This is a genomic window from Pseudomonas sp. PL-6 (assembly GCF_054110165.1).
On sequence record NZ_CM134189.1, the window covers coordinates 3,821,920 to 3,838,801 of the forward strand.

Consider the following 16,882-nt stretch of genomic DNA (forward strand, 5'->3'; position numbering starts at 1 on the left):
GCACCCGGCATCCGGGTTTCGCTGCGCGAAACTTCCCTCGTCCCGGTGCCGCTCCGGGGGCCGGCTTACAAGGGCCGTCCCTGGCCCTTTAAGCCTCTCGCCGCATCCATGCGGCTCGTCCCCCTAGGCAACACCTCCACTCGGCCTCCTGACGGGACCGGGTCGCGAGCTTGCGAAATCTCCGAAAGATCAAACTCGGCGGTGTTTGGAGTTTGGCTTTTGCTCTTCAGCTGCGATGGCACAGACGACGCCCAAGTCCCCTTCAGGAGGCCGAGTGGAATCGCCGTGGAAGGGGTTGAGCGGCATGGATGCCGCGAGAGCCGCGATGGGCCAGGGATGGCCCTTCGCGGCGTGCCCCTGGAGCGGTGATGGAGGGAGGGAACCCCGGCATAGCCGGGGCCGGATGGTGGGGTGCCCTTCTCTTTGGTTACTTTCTCTTGGGCAAACAAGAGAAAGTGACTCGCCCGTGAGGGGCGAAACCAGAACGCAAGTTCGACACGTTAATGAACCTATTCCAGAAGTAGAGAGCGCCGCGATCAGAAAGCACCAACTTGCCAGTCCGGTGTCAAACCTATCCCCCGCGGAAACACGAAAACCTTTTTTCACCCCTGAAAGCCTGGCGAAAGCTTGCCCCCCTAGCATCGACCTCACGGTGGCTCGATCCACCTGCTCGAGCGACCCCGCAGTGGTGCGAGGTCGCGACAAAAACAAGAATGGAGACCACAAGATGCACGCAGCCTCACGTCAGGCCCTGCCACCTGTCCGCCTGCTCTGCCTGGCCATCGCCGCTGCCGGCGGCGCCCCCCTCGCCAACGCCGCCTTTATCGACGACAGCACGGCCAGCCTGACCGCCACCAACATCTACCTCAACCGCGATTTCCGTGAAGGCACCGGGCAGAACAAGCGCGAAGAATGGGGCCAGGGTTTCTGGCTCGACGTGCAGTCCGGCTACACCGACGGCAGCGTCGGCTTCGGCGTCGACGCCATGGGCCTGCTCGGCGTCAAGCTCGACTCCGGCGGCGGCCGCACCGGCACCGACCTGCTGCCGGTGCAGGACGACGGCGGCACCCCGGACGAGTTCAGCCGCCTGAGCCTGACCGCCAAGGTCAAGGTCTCCGCCACCGAGCTGCGCTATGGCTCGCATGTGCCCGAGCTGCCGGTGGTCAAGGCCAGCGACAGCCGCCTGCTGCCGCAGGTGTTCGAGGGTGGTCTGCTGACCTCCTCCGAGCTGGACGGCCTGACCTTCACCGGTGGCCGCCTGGACAAGGTGATCGACCGCGCCTCGACCAACTCCGAAGACCTGCTGCTCAACAGCAAGAACCGCCGCTTCGCCGCCGGCATCGCTGCCGATCACCTGGATCTGCTCGGCTTCGACTACGACTTCGGCCAGGGTTTCAGCGGCCGCTACTTCTACGCCGAGCTGGACGACATCTACCGCCAGCACTTCGTCGGCCTGCTGAGCAAGCACCCGCTCGGCGCCGGCACCCTGAGCAGCGACGTACGCCTGATGCTCAGCGACGACACCGGTGCGGCCAACGCCGGCAAGGTCGACAACCGCGCCTTCAACGCCATGCTCAGCTACGGCATCGGCAGCCACAAGTTCGGCCTGGGTTTCCAGGACATGAGCGGCGACACCGGCTATGCCTATATCGACGGCAGCGACCCCTACCTGGTCAACTTCGTGCAGATCAACGACTTCGCCAACGCCGACGAGCGCTCCTGGCAGGCCCGTTACGACTTCAGCTTCGCCAACCTCGGCCTGCCCGGGCTGAGTTTCATGACCCGCTATATCAAAGGCAGCGACGCGCAGATCGCCGGCTCGGACGACACCGGCGGCGAATGGGAACGCGACATCGAGTTCAAGTACGTGGTGCAGAGCGGCCCGCTCAAGGACCTCTACCTGCGCCTGCGCAACGCCAGCTTCCGCTCCGATTTCGCCCGCGATGCGGACGAGAACCGTGTCATCGTCGGCTACACCCTGCCGATCTGGTAACCCACAATAAGATTCGCGAGGAGAACCCCATCATGAAATCTGCCCTGACCCGTGCCGCCCTGACGGTTTCCTGCCTGGCCTTCGCCGGCCAGCTGCTGGCCGCCGAGCCCAAGCGCCCCGAATGCATCGCCCCGGCCAAGCCCGGCGGCGGTTTCGACCTGACCTGCAAGCTGGCCCAGAGCGGCCTGAAAGACAGCGGCCTGCTCAAGGCGCCGATGCGCGTCACCTACATGCCCGGCGGCGTCGGCGCGGTGGCCTACAACGCCGTGGTCGCCCAGCGCGCCAAGGATCCGGGCACGATCACCGCCTTCTCCTCGGGCTCCCTGCTCAACCTGGCCCAGGGCAAGTTCGGCCGCTACGACGAGAACGCCGTGCGCTGGCTGGCCGCCATCGGCACCGACTACGGCGCCATCACCGTGCGCGCCGACTCGCCCTGGCAGAACCTCGGCGACCTGGTCGCGGCACTGAAGAAAGATCCGACCAGCGTGGTGTTCGGTGCCGGTGCCACCATCGGCGGCCAGGACTGGATGCAGACCGCGCTGATCGCCCGCGCCGCCGGCATCGATCCGCAGACCCTGCGCTACGTGGCCTTCGAGGGCGGCGGCGAAACCCTCACCGCCATGCTCGGCGGCCACGTCCAGGTCACCTCCAGCGGCCTCGGCGAAGTCACCCCGCAGCTGGCCGCCGGCAAGGTGCGCATCCTCGCCGTGCTGTCCGACGAGCGTCTGCCGGGCAAGCTGGGCGACATCCCCACCGCCAAGGAGCAGGGCTTCGACATCAGCTGGCCGGTGATCCGCGGCTTCTACATGGGCCCGCAGGTCAGCGACGAGCAGTTCGCCTGGTGGCAGGGCCAGTTCGAGCAGATGCTCGCCCGCGACGACTTCGCCACCCTGCGCGAGCAGCGCGACCTGTTCCCGCTGGCGCTGACCGGCGACGAGCTCAACGCCTTCGTGCTCAAGCAGGTGCAGGAGTACAAGGCGCTGGCCGGCGAGTTCGGCCTGGTTCAGTAATCCGCCTGCACAACCCGCCCCCGGCCCGTCCGCTCCCCGGGCCGGGGCGCTCCCGAGGTAACCCACCATGTACGTTCGTCTGTTCTCCGCGATCTGGCTGCTGCTGTGCGCCTGGCTCGCCGTCCTCGCCTGGGGTTTCCAGGCCCCCTTCGCCTACGACCCGGTCGGCCCGCGCGCCTACCCGCTGCTGCTGCTGGCCCTGATGGGCGTCGGCAGCCTGTGGCTGGTGTACAAGCCGGGCATGCTCGAGCAACGCCTGAACCTTTCCGCCGCGGCGCGCAGCGCCCTGTGCGTGCTGGTGCTGCTGGCCTATGCGCTGACCTTCGAGTCGCTCGGCTTCGTGCTCAGCACCGCCCTGGCCACCTTCGCCCTCGGCCTGCTGTTCACCGGCCGCCCCCTGCCCTGCGCCGTCAGCGCAGTGCTGATGGGCGTGCTGCTGTACGTGTTGTTCGATCTGCTGCTGGACGTGCCCCTGCCGCTCGGCCTGCTTGAAGCCTTCGTGGAGAGCTGAAATGGAAACCCTTAACTTCCTCATGCAGGGCTTCGACGTCGCCACCCGCCCGACCAACCTGCTGGTGGCGCTGTTCGGCGCCTTCGTCGGCACCGTTGTCGGCCTGCTGCCCGGTCTCGGCCCGATCAACGGCGTGGCGTTGCTGCTGCCGCTGGCCTTCGCCCTCGGCCTGCCGCCGGAAACCGCGCTGATCCTGCTCGCCGCCGTGTACCTGGGCTGCGAGTACGGCGGACGCATCTCCGCCATCCTGCTCAACGTGCCGGGCGACGCCGCGGCGATCATGACCACCCTCGACGGCTACCCGCTGGCGCGTCAGGGCAAGGCCGGCATCGCCCTGTCGCTGTCGGCGGTCAGCTCCTTCATCGGCAGCATCATCGCCACCTGCGGCGTGGTGCTGTTCGCCCCGCTGCTGGCGAAATGGGCGGTGGCCTTCGGCCCGGCCGAGTACTTCGTGCTGATGATCTTCGCCATCGCCTGCCTCGGCGGCATGGTCGGCGACAAGCCGGTCAAGACCCTGATGGCGGCGCTGATCGGCCTGGCCCTGGCCACGGTCGGGGTGGACTCGACCACCGGCGTGTACCGCTTCACCTTCGACAGCGTCAGCCTGTCCGACGGCATCCAGTTCGTCATCGTGGTGATCGGCTTCTTCAGCGTCAGCGAGATCCTGCTGATGCTGGAAAAGACCCATGGCGGGCAGAAGGCGGTCAAGGCCAGCGGGCGCCTGCTGTTCAACTTCAAGGAGTTCTGCCTGAGCTTCTGGACCATGATCCGCAGCGCCCTGGCCGGCTTCGTCATCGGCACCTTGCCCGGCGCCGGTGCGACCATCGCCAGCGCCATGACCTACATGACCGAGAAGCGCCTGGCCGGCAGCAAGGGCCGTTTCGGCGACGGCGACCTGCGCGGCCTGGCCGCCCCGGAAGCGGCCAACAACGCCTCGGCCTGCGGCTCCCTGATCCCCATGCTGACCCTCGGCGTGCCGGGCTCGGGCACCACCGCGGTGATGATCGGCGCGTTGACCCTGTACAACATCACCCCCGGTCCACTGCTGTTCGAGCAGCAGCCGGACGTGGTCTGGGGCCTGATCGCCTCGCTGTTCATCGGCAACGTCATCCTGCTGGTGATGAACATCCCGATGGTCGGCCTGTTCTCGCGCATGCTCAGCGTGCCGAACTGGGTGCTGGTGCCGGCGATCACCGTGGTCAGCATGGTCGGCGTCTACGCGGTGCACAGCACCACCTTCGACCTGGTGCTGATGATCGTGCTCGGCGTGTTCGGCTACATCCTGCGCAAGCTGGACTTCCCGCTGTCGGCGCTGATCCTCGGCTTCGTCCTCGGCGAGCTGATGGAAGACAACCTGCGCCGCGCGCTGTCGATCTCCGCCGGCGACCTGGGCATCCTCTGGGGCAGCCCGATCACCCTGGTGCTCTGGGCGCTGGTGGTGCTGATGCTGGCCCTGCCGGGCATCCGCTGGCTGCGCCGGCGCAAGCAGGTCAAGGCGCAAGCCGATGCGGCTACCGCCTGATCTGTGGGTGACGCCGCTGGCCGGTGCGGCCGGCGGCTACCTGGCCAGCCTCGCCGGCTGGCCTTTGCCGTGGATGGTCGGATCCTTGCTGGCGGTGATCGCCCTGCGCTGCATCAGCAACCGCGCCTTCAGCGAACTCCCCGGCGGGCGCAAGGCCGGCCAGTGGCTGGTGGCCAGCGGCATCGGCCTGCACTTCACCAGCGAGGTGCTGGCGCAGGTCGTCAGCCACCTGCCGATCATAGTCGGCGGCGCCTGCGTCACCCTGCTGCTGAGCCTGATCGGCATCGCCATCCTGCGCCGCGGCGGCGTCGACCGCGCCACCGCGTTCTTCGCCAGCATGCCCGGCGGCGCCAGCGAGATGGTCAACCTGGCGCTGCGCCACGACGCCCAGCCGGCGCGCGTGGCCGCCGCCCACAGCCTGCGCCTGCTGCTGGTGGTACTGCTGATTCCGGCGCTGTTCACCTGGAGCCTGCCGGCCGTCGACGCCCCGCCGGCGGCACAGGTGGACTGGGCCTGGCTGCTCGTCCTGCTGGCCGCCGGCGCGGTGCTGGCGTTGCTGTGGACGCGGCTGAAACAGCCCAACCCCTGGATGCTCGGCCCGCTGACCGCCTGCGCCGTGGCCAGCGCCAGCTTCGATCTGCACCTGGGCCTGCCGTCGGGCTTCGGTCAGTTCGGCCAGTGGCTGATCGGCTGCGCCCTGGGCTGTCACTTCGACCGCGCCTTCTTTCGCAGCGCGCCGGGCTTTCTCGCCCGCGTACTGCTGTTCACCCTGCTGGCCATGCTCGCCGCCGCTCTGCTCGGCGAAGCGCTGGGCTGGCTGGCCGGCGAGGATCGCCTGTCGCTGATGCTGGGCATGATGCCCGGCGGCATCACCGAACTGTGCCTGACCGCCGAGGCGCTGCAGCTGGCGGTGGCGCTGGTCACCGCCCTGCAGGTGCTGCGGCTGTTTCTGGTGATGTTTCTCGCCGAGCCCTTATTCAAGCTCTGGTGCAAGAGCCACACTTAGCCCGCCTTGTGCGGGCTTTTTTTATGATGCTTCTGGTGCGCACGGCGCACCCTACGACTACACCGTTCCGTAGGGTGCGCCCTGCGCACCAGGGCTACCACTGCAACTGCAATTGGCTCTCGAACTCACGTGCTTGCCCGCTGAGCGGGTCGACGAAGCGCAGGCCGCGCGCCAGCAGCTTGAGCGGCTTGGCGTAGTCGTCCGGCTGGCCGCGGCTGTCGTGCAGCTCGGGGTAGAAATCGTCGCCGACGATGGGCGCGCCGAGCCCGGCCAGGTGCACGCGCAGCTGGTGCTTGCGCCCGGTCACCGGCGACAGGCCGTAGCGCCACAGCGCGCCGCGGCGCTCCAGCACCTCGATGCGCGTCTCGCTGTTGGCCTCGCCCGCTACTTCCTGCATGCGAAAGAACGGCTCGCCCTCGATCATGCGCGAGCGATGCACATGGGGAAACTGCAGCTGCGGCAAGGCCGGGGCTATGGCCTCGTAGCGCTTTTCCACCGCACGCTGGCGAAACAGCGCCTGGTAGCGGCCGCGGCTGCTCGGCTCGACCGAGAACAGCACCAGCCCGGCGGTGAGGCGGTCGATGCGATGGATCGGCACCAGCTCGGCATTGCCGGTCAGCCTGACCAGCCGCGCCAACAGGGTCTGCTCGACGTACTCGCCGGCCGGCATCACCGGCAGGAAATGCGGCTTGTCCGCCACCAGCAGGTGCGTGTCCTGCCACAGCACGCGCGCCTCGAAGGGAATCGGCGTCTCCTGCGCCACCTCGCGGAAGTAGCGCACCTTGAGCCCGACCCGATAGGGATGCTGCGGGCCCAGCGGCGCACCTGCCGCATCCAGCACCCGGCCGCGGGCCATGCGCTGCAGCCAGGTGGCGCGGTCGATGGCGGGAAAGTGATCGCACAGACAGTCGAGCACCGTCGCCCACTCGCCCTGAGGCAGGTGCAGGGTGCTGGGACGCATGGCAGGGCTGGACATGGCAGAACCAACTCGGGGGCAACGGCTGATCCGGCGCATTAGGCCGCAGCCCGCGCGCGCCGTCAAAAGCAAACGGCTTGAGCCGGCGCACGCCTGTGGCTAAGGTGGCGGCTTCCGTTCGGAGGCCTTCATGTCGATCACCCGCACCCTGCTCGCCAGCTTCGCCCTGCTGCCCCTGCTCACCGCCTGCCAAGTCTACACCGGCAAACCCGAGGGCCCGCCGCCGGCCACGCGCCTGCAAGGCCAGTTGCAGGCTCAGGGCGGCCAGCTGTTCTTCACCCCCTGCCAGGAGCAGCGCCGCTTCGCCCTGGTCGACAGCGGCAACACCGGCGTCACCCGCGCAGCCGCCGAATTGCTGGCCGACGGCCAGACCGCGCTGTTCGCCGACCTCGCCGGCCGGCTGGGCGGCAGCCAGGGCAACGGCAGCGAGGGTCGTTTCGAGGTCAGCCAGCTGTACCGCATCCAGGGCGAAGGCCATGGCTGCGACGACCTCAACTTCAAGCGCCTGACCCTGCGTGCCAGCGGCAACGAGCCGTTCTGGCAGGTGGAGGTCGGCGGCAAGGGCCTGGTGCTCAACCGCCCCGACCAGCCGCCGCTGGCCCTGCCCTACCTGGAAGAGCAGCTGCCCGAAGGCCGCCTGAATTTCAGCAGCGAGGCCAACGGCCGCCGCCTGGAGCTGTGGGTGGCGCCGCAACGTTGCGTCGACGGCATGAGCGGCGCGGTCAGCCACCTCAGCGCCGAACTGCGCCTGGACGGCCAGGTGCAGCGCGGCTGCGCCCACTTCGGCGGCGCGCGCAACTGAGCCCAGCCGCGTAGGCGCCGGCTTGCCGGCGATCCCTGGCGGCCACCCCCGCGGGCCGTCGTAGGCGACTGAAACATCACTCCCGGAATTTTTTGGTGGCCTGCCGTCCCTGGCGGCCACCCTTCGGGCCGTCGCAGGCGACGTCAAAAATCACTCCCGGTGATTTTTTGCCACAGTCCTGCGCGGCAGGCTCGCCAACTGGCTCCTAAGCTGCACAGAGCAAAGCCGGAAGGAGACCGCCATGCTACGAGTAGCCCTGAACGGATACGGGCGCATCGGCCGCGCCCTGCTGCGCGCCCTGGTGCAGCGCGATCTGCAGCAACGCATCGGCCTGATCGCGATCAACGACCTCGGCGACCACGCCACCCTCGCCCACCTGACCCGCTTCGATTCGACCTTCGGCCGCTTCCCCGGCGCGGTCGAGCTGCAGGGCGACCAGTTGCACCTGGCCGGCCAGTCGATCCACCTGCTCAGCGAGCGCGAGGCCTTCAACTTGCCGTGGAACCGCCTTGGCGTCGACCTGGTGCTGGAGTGCTCGGGCAAGTTCAAGAAACGCGCCCAGGTCGAACAACACCTGACCGCCGGGGCCCAGCGCGTGCTGCTCTCGCACCCGCTGGAAAGCGCCGACCTGACCGTGGTCTACGGCGTCAACCATGAGCTGCTGGGCAATCAGCAGATCGTCTCCAACGCCTCCTGCACCACCAACTGCCTGGCGCCGCTGGCCAAGGTGCTGCACCAGGCCGTGGGCATCCGCCAGGGCCTGATCAACACGGTGCACGCCTACACCAACGACCAGAACCTGCTGGACAAGGCACACAAGGACCTCTACCGCGCCCGCGCCGCGGCGCTGTCGATGATTCCCACCAGCACGGGCGCGGCCAAGACCATCGGCCTGGTGCTGCCGGAACTGGCCGGGCGCCTGGACGGCCTGTCGGTGCGGGTGCCGACGCCCAACGTATCGCTGCTCGACCTGACCTTCACCGCCGAGCGGCCGACCAGCCGCGAGGCGATCAACGCCGCGCTGCAGGCCGGGGCGGCGACGCTGCCGGCCGGGGTGATGGAGTGCAACGCGCTGCCGCTGGTGTCCAGCGACTTCAACGGCTACCCGCTGTCCTGCGTGGTCGACCTCAACCACACCCGGGTGCAGGACGAGCTGGTCAAGGTGCTGGCCTGGTACGACAACGAATGGGCCTTCGCCAACCGCATGCTCGACGTGCTGCTGGCCTGGCCGCTGCCGCAGGCCGGCTGACGACCTGCGGGCGGCGATCCTGTACAATCGCCGGCCTTTTTCACTCTGCCGGATCGCCACCGGCCCTGCGGGATACTCGCCATGATTCGCCTGACCGAACTGAAACTGCCCCTCGACCACGCCGAAGACGCCCTGCGCCCGGCCATCGTCCAGCGCCTGGGTATCGACGACGCCGAGCTGCTCGATTTCAGCGTATTCAAGCGCAGCTACGATGCGCGCAAGAAATTCGGCGAGATGCCGTTCATCTACACCCTCGATTGCGAGGTGAAGGACGAAGCCGCCCTGCTCGCCCGCCTGGCGCACGACAAGCAGGTCGGCCCGGCGCCGGATATCGCCTACAAGCCGGTCGGCCAGGCCAAGGCGCCGCTGGATGAGCGCCCCCTGGTCGTCGGTTTCGGCCCCTGCGGCATCTTCGCCGCGCTGATCCTGGCCCAGGCCGGTTTGCGCCCCATAGTGCTGGAGCGCGGCAAGGAAGTGCGCCAGCGCACCAAGGACACCTGGGGCCTGTGGCGCAAGAACCAGCTCAACCCCGAGTCCAACGTGCAGTTCGGCGAGGGCGGCGCCGGCACCTTCTCCGACGGCAAGCTCTACAGCCAGATCAAGGACCCGCACCACCACGGGCGCAAGGTGCTGCAGGAGTTCGTCAAGGCCGGCGCGCCGGACGAGATTCTCTACGTCAGCAAGCCGCATATCGGCACCTTCCGCCTCACCGGCGTGGTCGCCACCATGCGCGAGGAGATCAAGGCCCTGGGCGGCGAGGTGCGCTTCCAGCAGCGCGTCAGCGACCTGCTGATGGAAGACGGCCAGCTCACCGGCGTGATGCTGGACAGCGGCGAGCAGATCCTCAGCCGCCACGTGATCCTCGCCCTCGGCCACAGCTCGCGCGACACCTTCCGCATGCTGCATGCCCGCGGCGTATACCTGGAGGCCAAGCCCTTCTCGGTGGGTTTCCGCATCGAGCACCCGCAGTCCTTGATCGACCGCGCGCGCCTGGGCAAGTACGCCGGCCATCCCAAGCTCGGCGCCGCCGACTACAAGCTGGTGCACCACGCCAGCAACGGCCGCTCGGTGTACAGCTTCTGCATGTGCCCGGGCGGCACCGTGGTCGCCGCCACCTCCGAACCGGAGCGGGTGGTCACCAACGGCATGAGCCAGTATTCGCGCAACGAGCGCAACGCCAACGCCGGCATAGTCGTCGGCATCACCCCCGAGCAGGACTATCCGGGCGGCCCGCTGGCCGGCGTCGAACTGCAGGAGCGCCTGGAATCCCACGCCTACGTGCTCGGCGGGCGCAACTACGAGGCGCCGGGGCAACTGGTCGGCGACTTCATCAAAGGCCAGCCGTCGACCGCCCTGGGCGAGGTCACACCCTCGTACAAACCGGGGGTCAAGCTGGGCGACCTGGCGCCGTCGCTGCCGGACTTCGCCATCGAAGCCATCCGCGAGGCGCTGCCGGCCTTCGCCAAGCAGATCAAGGGCTTCGACCTGGCTGACGCGGTGCTCACCGGCATCGAGACGCGAACCTCCTCGCCGGTGCGCATCACCCGCGGCGACGACCTGCAGAGCCTGAATCTCAAGGGCCTGTACCCGGCTGGTGAAGGCGCGGGCTATGCCGGCGGCATTCTTTCCGCCGGGGTCGACGGCATCCGCGTGGCCGAAGCGGTGGCGCGCGATATGCTCGGGCTAAAGCCTTAACGCCTCAGACAGCACAGGGTCGCACCGCGGCGATGGCCGCGAGGTGACTGCGTACGGGCAAATGGTTCCAGGCATTGGGCCCGTGCGCGAGGCGCGGGCCGCTCGGCTATGGATCCCGCTCAACTACTGTTCCCAGGGCCGCCCGCGGGTCTGCTCGCTGAGCGGCAGCTTCTGCTGCAGCGCCGCCTTGGCCAGCATATGGGCGCTGACCGGGGCGGTGATGAAGAGGAACAGGGTGATCAGCAGTTCGTGCAGGCTGAGGCCGTTGCCGCGGCTGCCGAAGTAGATCAGCGAGGCGATGACCATGCCGCCGACGCCCAGGGTGGTGGCCTTGGTCGGTCCGTGCAGGCGCATGAAGAAATCCGGCAGGCGGTACAGGCCGATGGCACCGACCAGGGCGAACAGGCTGCCGAGCAGCAGGAACAGGGCGACCAGGCCTTCGATCAGGGTGTCCATGCAGCAGTCTCCATAGCAGGTCGTTATTCGATGATATCGCCGCGCAGCAGGTACTTGGCCACTGCCACGGTGCCGATAAAGCCCATCACCGCGATCAGCAGCGCCGCCTCGAAATAGAGGTCGGAACCGAGCCAGATGCCGAACAGCACGATCAGGGCGATGGCGTTGATGTACAGGGTGTCCAGGGCGAGGATGCGGTCCGGCATGTCCGGCCCCTTGATCAGGCGCGCCAGGGTCAGCACCAGGGCCAGGCCCATGATGGTCAGGCAGATCGGGATCACGTAGGCGAGCATGCGAACACCTCCAGCAGCGGCGCTTCGTAACGGGTCTGGATGCTGCGCACCAGCTCTTGTTCGTCGTCGACATCGAGGCTGTGCACCAGCAGCATGCGCTTGTCGTCGCTGAGGTCGGCCGACACCGTGCCGGGGGTCAGCGAGACGATGCTGGCGAGCATGGTCAGCGCCAGCTCGTCGCTCAGCTGCAGCGGCACCTCGACGAAGGCCGGACGCAGGCGGCTGATCGGGCCGAGGATCAGCTTGGCCACCTGCAGGTTGGCGACCACGATGTCGAGCAGCACGCGCAGCAGGAACAGGCTCAGCTTGAGCGGCTTGCGCACCCGCGGCGGGTTGATCCAGAACACCTGGGTGACCAGCGGGATCAGCCAGCCTAGGAAGGCGCCGAGCAGCCAGTGGCCGAGGCCGAAATCGTTGACCAGCAGCAACCAGACGAACAGCAGGCACAGGCTCAGCAGGGGGTGGGGCAACCAGCGGCGCGCCTTCATGACGCACCTCCGCTCTGCAGGATCATGCGGTAGCTCTCCAGGTCGTGCAGTTGCGCCACCGTGGCGGCGAGGTACGTCAGCACCGGCTGCGCCAGCGCCACCAGCAGCGGCCCGGTCAGCAGCAGGCCGGTGGCGGCCAGCAGACGGCCCTTGTCCAGTTCGGCACTGTCCAGCTGGCTCAGGCCAACGCGCCAGAACAGCGTGCTGCCGGCGCGGCTGAGGCTGACCAGGGTGACCAGGCCGCCGATCAGCACCAGCGGCCAGAGGAACAGCCCCTGCCAGCCGGGGCCGACCGCCTGCAGCAGCAGCAGCTTGCCGAGGAAACCGGACAGCGGCGGCAGACCGGCCACGGCGATGGCGCCGACGAAGAACAGCGCGCCGAGCAGATGCGGGTTCTGCAGTGCCGCGCCCTGCACCAGCTGGCCGCCCTTGACGCCGCGCTGGCGGGCGATCAGGTCGGCGATCAAAAACAGCGCGCCGGCCATCCAGGTGCTGTGGATCAGGTAGAACAGCGCGGCCTGCAGCGCCTCCGCGGTGCCCAGGGCGATGCCGGCCAGCAGGGTGCCCACCGACACCACCACCAGGTAGGCCAGCAGCCCCTGCAGGCTGGTGGCGGCGAAGGCGCCGATCACCCCCAGGCCCAGGGTCAGCAGGGCCAGCGGCCACAGCCACTGCAGCGCCATGTCGGCCAGTTCGCCGGCGTTATCCCCGAAGATCAGGGTGTACACCCGCAGGATCGAATACAGGCCGACCTTGGTCATGATCGCGAACAGCGCCGCCACCGGCGCCGTGGCCGCGGCGTAGGCCTTCGGCAGCCAGAAATACAGCGGCAGGAAGGCCGCCTTGAGGCCGAACACCACCAGCAGCAGCATGCCGGCGGCGCCGATCAGCGCCGCCTGGTCGTGGTCGGCCGCCGCCACCCGCTCGGCCATGTCGACCATATTGAGGGTGCCGGTGATGCCGTAGAGCACGCCGACGGCGATCAGGAAGAAGGCCGAGCCGACCAGGTTGAGCACCACGTAGTGCAGGCCGGCGCGTACCCGGTCCTTGCCGCCGCCGTGCAGCAGCAGCGAGTAGGAGGCGATCAGCAGGATCTCGAAGAACACGAACAGGTTGAACAGGTCGCCGGTGAGGAAGGCGCCGTTGATGCCCAGCAGCTGGAACTGGAACAGCGCGTGGAAGTTGCGCCCGCGCTCGTCGTCGCCGCGCATGGCGTAGAGCACGGCGAACAGCGCCAGCACCGCGGTGACCAGCAGCATCAGCGCGCTGAGGCGGTCGAGCACGAGGATGATGCCGAACGGCGGCTGCCAGTTGCCCAGGGCGTAGAACTGGATGGCGCCCTGGTCGGCCTGCAGCAGCAGGTACAGGCTGACCGGCACCAGCAAGGCGGTGGCGCTCACCGAGGCCAGGCGCTTGAGCGGCATGCTCAGGCGCGCGGCGAACAGCAGCAGGCTGCCGACGAACAGCGGCAGCAGAACGGGCAGGATCAACGCATGGTTCATCGATGAGGCTCCCGGCCATCGACATGGTCGGTGCTCAGCTCGCCGACGCTACGCAGCGCCAGGACCACGACGAAGGCGGTCATGGCGAAGCCGATGACGATGGCGGTGAGCACCAGCGCCTGCGGCAGCGGGTCGGCGTAGTGGCTGCCCTGGCCGATCACCGTGGAGGCGCCGCCCTGCAGGCGGCCCATGGCGAAGAGGAACAGGTTGACCGCATAGGAAATCAGGGTCAGGCCCATCACCACCGGAAAGGTGCGGGCGCGCAGCAGCAGGTAGACGCCGCTGGCGGTGAGAATGCCGAGCGCTACGGCAAACAGTGCTTCCATTTCAGAGTACCTCCTGTCCGGGCTTTTCCTGGGTCAGCTTGCCCAGGTTGGCGAGGATGAGCAGGGTCGCCCCGACCACGGTCAGGTACACGCCCAGGTCGAACAGCATGGCGGTGGCCAGTTCGATCTCCCCCACCAAGGGAATGTGGAAATGGCCGAAGGCCGAGGTCAGGAACGGCCGGCCGAACAGCCAGCTGCCGAGGCCGGTGGCGGCGGCGATCAGCACCCCGGCGCCGGCCATGCGGTGGTAGTTCAGCGGCAGGCGCGACTGGGTCCACTGCACGCCGCTGGCGACGTACTGCAGGATCAGCGCCACGGCGGTGACCAGACCGGCGATGAAGCCGCCGCCGGGCAGGTTGTGGCCGCGCAGGAAGATGAACACCGAAATCAGCAGCGCCATCGGCAGCAGCACCCTCGACAGGGTGGCGAGGATCAGCGGGTGGCGGTCGCGCGCCCAGCTGCGCCCCTGGGCGTCGGCATTGGGCTGGAACAGGCGCAGGCCGTCGAGCATGGCGTAGATGCCGACGCCGGCGATGGCCAGCACGCTGATCTCGCCGAGGGTGTCGAAGCCGCGGAAGTCCACCAGGATGACGTTGACCACATTGGTACCGCCGCCGCCGGGCACGCTGTTCGCCAGGAAGTAGCTGGCGATGCTGTCGTAGGGACGGGTGAGCACGGCAAAGGCGAGCATGGCGATCATCACCCCGCTGCCGATGGCCAGACTGAAGTCGCGCAACGCGCGCAGGCTGCTGGACTCGACGCGGGTCTGCGCCGGCAGGAAGAACAGCGCCAGCATCAGCAGGATGATGGTCACCACCTCCACCGACAGCTGGGTCAGCGCCAGGTCCGGCGCCGAGTAGCGGGCGAAGGCCAGCGCCACCATCAGGCCGACCACGCTGAGCATCAGCAGCGAGACCAGGCGCTGGCGGTGGAAGATCACCGTGACCAGCGCGGCCAGGGAGAGGATACCCAGGCCGAGCGCGGTGATGCCGTCCACCGGGCTCAGCGCCACCGAACCGTTCAGCTGCGGCAGCGGGCCGAGGCCGAGCACCACCACCAGCACGCCGGCGCCGAGCAGGCAGGCCAGGTAGCGCTGCAGCGAACCGTTCTCCAGCCACTGGGTCAGCGCCGTGGCGGCGCCGAACAGGCTGACCACCACGCGCTCGAACATCAGCTTGGCGTCGACGCTGGGCATCCCGGCGTACCAGCGGAACAGCGGCTGACGCAGGGTGTAGATGAGGATGCCGCCGACCGTGGCGATCAGGCTCATGATCAACGGCAGGTTGACCCCGTGCCAGATCGCCAGGCTGTACTCCGGTAGCGTGCCGCCAAGGGTGGCCGAGGCCGCCGTGGCCAGCAGCGGCGCCACGGTGTAGGCCGGCAGCATGCCCACCAGCAGGCAGAGGAACACCAGAATCTCCACCGGCACCTTCATGTAGCGCGGCGGCTCGTGCGGCGGGTACTTGGGCAGGTTGATCGGCTCGCCGTTGAAGAACACGTCGTGGATGAAACGCAGCGAATAGGCCACCGAGAACACCCCGGCGAGGGTCGCCGCTGCCGGGATCACCCAGCTGAAGCTGCCCAGCAGGTGCTGGTGGAGGGTCTCGGTGAAGAACATCTCCTTGCTCAGGAAGCCGTTGAGCAAGGGCACCCCGGCCATCGCCGAGGCCGCCACCATCGCCAGCACCGCGGTATGCGGCATGTACTTCCACAGGCCGTTGATGCGCCGCATGTCGCGGCTGCCGGTCTCGTGGTCGATGATCCCCGCGGCCATGAACAGCGAGGCCTTGAAGGTGGCGTGGTTGATGATGTGGAACACCGCGGCGACCGCCGCCAGGTGCGAGTCGAGGCCGAACAGCAGGGTGATCAGGCCCAGGTGGCTGATGGTCGAGTAGGCCAGCAGGCCCTTGAGGTCGTGCTGGAACAGCGCCATGCCGGCACCCACCAGCAGGGTCGCCAGGCCGGTCAGGCTGACCAGGTAGAACCACCACTCGGAGCCGGCCAGCGCCGGATACAGGCGCGCCAGGAGGAACACCCCGGCCTTGACCATGGTCGCCGAGTGCAGGTAGGCCGACACCGGGGTCGGCGCCGCCATCGCATGCGGCAGCCAGAAATGGAAGGGGAACTGCGCCGACTTGGTGAACACGCCGAGCAGCACCAGCACCAGCGCCAGCGGGTACAGCTCGTGGGCGCGGATCGCATAGCCGGCGGCGAGCACCTGCGACAGCTCGAAACTGCCGACGATATGGCCGATCAGCAGGATGCCGGCGAGCAGCGCCAGACCGCCGCCGCCGGTGATCGCCAGGGCCATGCGTGCGCCCTTGCGCGCCTCCGAGCGCGAACCCCAGAAACCGATGAGGAGGAACGACGACAGGCTGGTCAGCTCCCAGAACACCAGCATCAGCAGCAGGTTTTCCGACAGCACCACGCCGAGCATGGCGCCCATGAACAGCAGCAGGAAGGCGAAGAAGCGCCCCATCGGCTCGCTCTTGGCCAGGTAATAGCGGGCGTAGAGGATCACCAGCAGGCCGATGCCAAGGATCAGCAGGGCGAACAGAAAGCCCAGGCCATCCAGGCGCAGGCTGAGGTTCAGCCCCAGTTGCGGCAGCCACTCCAGCTTGACCCGCAGCACCTCGCCGGCGAACACCGCCGGCTGCTGACTGAACAGCAGCACCAGGGCGAGCAGCGGCGCCAGGGCGGCGGCCACGGCACAGGCGGAACGCCCCAGGCGGTCAGCCAGCACCGGCAGAAACAGTCCCAGAAATGGCAAGGCGACAATCAGCGCAAGCGCCATCGGCAAAAACCCCTTATGCAAGCCCGCCGGGCTTGCAGAACCCGGCGGCGTGAATTGGAGTCGCAACTCCCCTGACGGTATTCGATTCCTGACCGAGCGGTCGAGCTAAGTCATTGTCGTGACACGAATAAGCGCCGATTATCCATACCTATCGACACATCGTCATGCATTGAATTATTACTAAACACACGCGCGGCGCGCCAATCGCCCAGCCTCGTGGCAGCGGCCCGTACGGGCCACAAAAAAGCCGGAGCAACCT

General features: G+C 68.0%; 15 protein-coding genes. 8 read left to right on the forward strand and 7 right to left on the reverse strand.

Features of this window, described 5'->3' with window-relative positions; translation table 11 throughout:
* The first annotated feature begins 727 nt into the window (after nucleotides 1-727).
* The 5 genes from ACW9UL_RS16370 (at nucleotide 728) to ACW9UL_RS16390 (ending at nucleotide 6,042) form a co-directional block, all read left to right on the forward strand.
* Nucleotides 728-1,993: an OprD family porin gene (locus ACW9UL_RS16370; RefSeq protein WP_457787668.1), complete on the forward strand. Its 1,266-nt coding sequence runs from the start codon at nucleotides 728-730 to the stop codon at nucleotides 1,991-1,993.
* A 32-nt stretch (nucleotides 1,994-2,025) separates the two neighbouring features.
* Complete coding sequence (locus tag ACW9UL_RS16375) at nucleotides 2,026-3,003, forward strand: Bug family tripartite tricarboxylate transporter substrate binding protein (protein ID WP_021443499.1); 978 nt, start codon at nucleotides 2,026-2,028, stop codon at nucleotides 3,001-3,003.
* Between the two features lie 67 nt (nucleotides 3,004-3,070).
* On the forward strand, nucleotides 3,071-3,514 hold the full coding sequence (locus ACW9UL_RS16380) for a tripartite tricarboxylate transporter TctB family protein (RefSeq protein ID WP_021443498.1): 444 nt from the start codon (nucleotides 3,071-3,073) through the stop codon (nucleotides 3,512-3,514).
* A gap of 1 nt (nucleotide 3,515) precedes the next feature.
* Nucleotides 3,516-5,036 (forward strand): tripartite tricarboxylate transporter permease, encoded by a 1,521-nt coding sequence (locus tag ACW9UL_RS16385; protein ID WP_021443497.1) that lies wholly within the window; start codon nucleotides 3,516-3,518, stop codon nucleotides 5,034-5,036.
* Entirely contained in the window at nucleotides 5,020-6,042 is a 1,023-nt protein-coding gene (locus tag ACW9UL_RS16390; protein WP_457787669.1) for an AbrB family protein, read from the forward strand. The genes ACW9UL_RS16385 and ACW9UL_RS16390 overlap by 17 nt, the downstream gene beginning before the upstream one ends.
* Before the next feature lie 94 nt (nucleotides 6,043-6,136).
* On the opposite strand, the gene ACW9UL_RS16395 is transcribed toward ACW9UL_RS16390, so the two are convergent.
* Nucleotides 6,137-7,018 carry an RluA family pseudouridine synthase gene (locus ACW9UL_RS16395; protein ID WP_457787670.1) on the reverse strand — a complete coding sequence of 294 codons (882 nt, stop codon included), beginning with the start codon at nucleotides 7,016-7,018 and terminating at the stop codon, nucleotides 6,137-6,139.
* Between the two features lie 130 nt (nucleotides 7,019-7,148).
* Here ACW9UL_RS16395 and ACW9UL_RS16400 point away from each other — a divergent pair, with 130 nt between their 5' ends.
* The 3 genes from ACW9UL_RS16400 to ACW9UL_RS16410 all read left to right on the forward strand — a co-directional run bounded on the left by ACW9UL_RS16400 (nucleotide 7,149) and on the right by ACW9UL_RS16410 (nucleotide 10,764).
* Nucleotides 7,149-7,820 carry a COG3650 family protein gene (locus ACW9UL_RS16400; RefSeq protein WP_457787671.1) on the forward strand — a complete coding sequence of 224 codons (672 nt, stop codon included), beginning with the start codon at nucleotides 7,149-7,151 and terminating at the stop codon, nucleotides 7,818-7,820.
* 241 nt (nucleotides 7,821-8,061) lie between these two features.
* Nucleotides 8,062-9,069 carry a type I glyceraldehyde-3-phosphate dehydrogenase gene (gap, locus tag ACW9UL_RS16405; RefSeq protein WP_457787672.1) on the forward strand — a complete coding sequence of 336 codons (1,008 nt, stop codon included), beginning with the start codon at nucleotides 8,062-8,064 and terminating at the stop codon, nucleotides 9,067-9,069.
* 81 nt (nucleotides 9,070-9,150) lie between these two features.
* Complete coding sequence (locus ACW9UL_RS16410; RefSeq protein WP_457787673.1) at nucleotides 9,151-10,764, forward strand: NAD(P)/FAD-dependent oxidoreductase; 1,614 nt, start codon at nucleotides 9,151-9,153, stop codon at nucleotides 10,762-10,764.
* 123 nt (nucleotides 10,765-10,887) lie between these two features.
* On the opposite strand, the gene ACW9UL_RS16415 is transcribed toward ACW9UL_RS16410, so the two are convergent.
* From ACW9UL_RS16415 to ACW9UL_RS16440, 6 genes are read right to left on the reverse strand one after another with little or no spacing between them, the layout of a single operon-like run.
* Nucleotides 10,888-11,220 carry a Na+/H+ antiporter subunit G gene (locus tag ACW9UL_RS16415; protein WP_021442606.1) on the reverse strand — a complete coding sequence of 111 codons (333 nt, stop codon included), beginning with the start codon at nucleotides 11,218-11,220 and terminating at the stop codon, nucleotides 10,888-10,890.
* Between the two features lie 23 nt (nucleotides 11,221-11,243).
* Nucleotides 11,244-11,513: a K+/H+ antiporter subunit F gene (locus ACW9UL_RS16420; RefSeq protein WP_021442607.1), complete on the reverse strand. Its 270-nt coding sequence runs from the start codon at nucleotides 11,511-11,513 to the stop codon at nucleotides 11,244-11,246.
* Nucleotides 11,498-12,001 carry a Na+/H+ antiporter subunit E gene (locus ACW9UL_RS16425; protein WP_021442608.1) on the reverse strand — a complete coding sequence of 168 codons (504 nt, stop codon included), beginning with the start codon at nucleotides 11,999-12,001 and terminating at the stop codon, nucleotides 11,498-11,500. The genes ACW9UL_RS16420 and ACW9UL_RS16425 overlap by 16 nt, the downstream gene beginning before the upstream one ends.
* Nucleotides 11,998-13,503 (reverse strand): monovalent cation/H+ antiporter subunit D, encoded by a 1,506-nt coding sequence (locus tag ACW9UL_RS16430; RefSeq protein ID WP_021442609.1) that lies wholly within the window; start codon nucleotides 13,501-13,503, stop codon nucleotides 11,998-12,000. The genes ACW9UL_RS16425 and ACW9UL_RS16430 overlap by 4 nt, the downstream gene beginning before the upstream one ends.
* The gene (locus ACW9UL_RS16435) at nucleotides 13,500-13,829 is read right to left on the reverse strand and encodes a Na+/H+ antiporter subunit C (RefSeq protein ID WP_021442610.1); all 330 of its coding nucleotides are present in this window, start codon (nucleotides 13,827-13,829) and stop codon (nucleotides 13,500-13,502) included. The genes ACW9UL_RS16430 and ACW9UL_RS16435 overlap by 4 nt, the downstream gene beginning before the upstream one ends.
* A gap of 1 nt (nucleotide 13,830) precedes the next feature.
* Nucleotides 13,831-16,623 (reverse strand): monovalent cation/H+ antiporter subunit A, encoded by a 2,793-nt coding sequence (locus ACW9UL_RS16440; RefSeq protein ID WP_021442611.1) that lies wholly within the window; start codon nucleotides 16,621-16,623, stop codon nucleotides 13,831-13,833.
* Nucleotides 16,624-16,882: the final 259 nt, after the last annotated feature.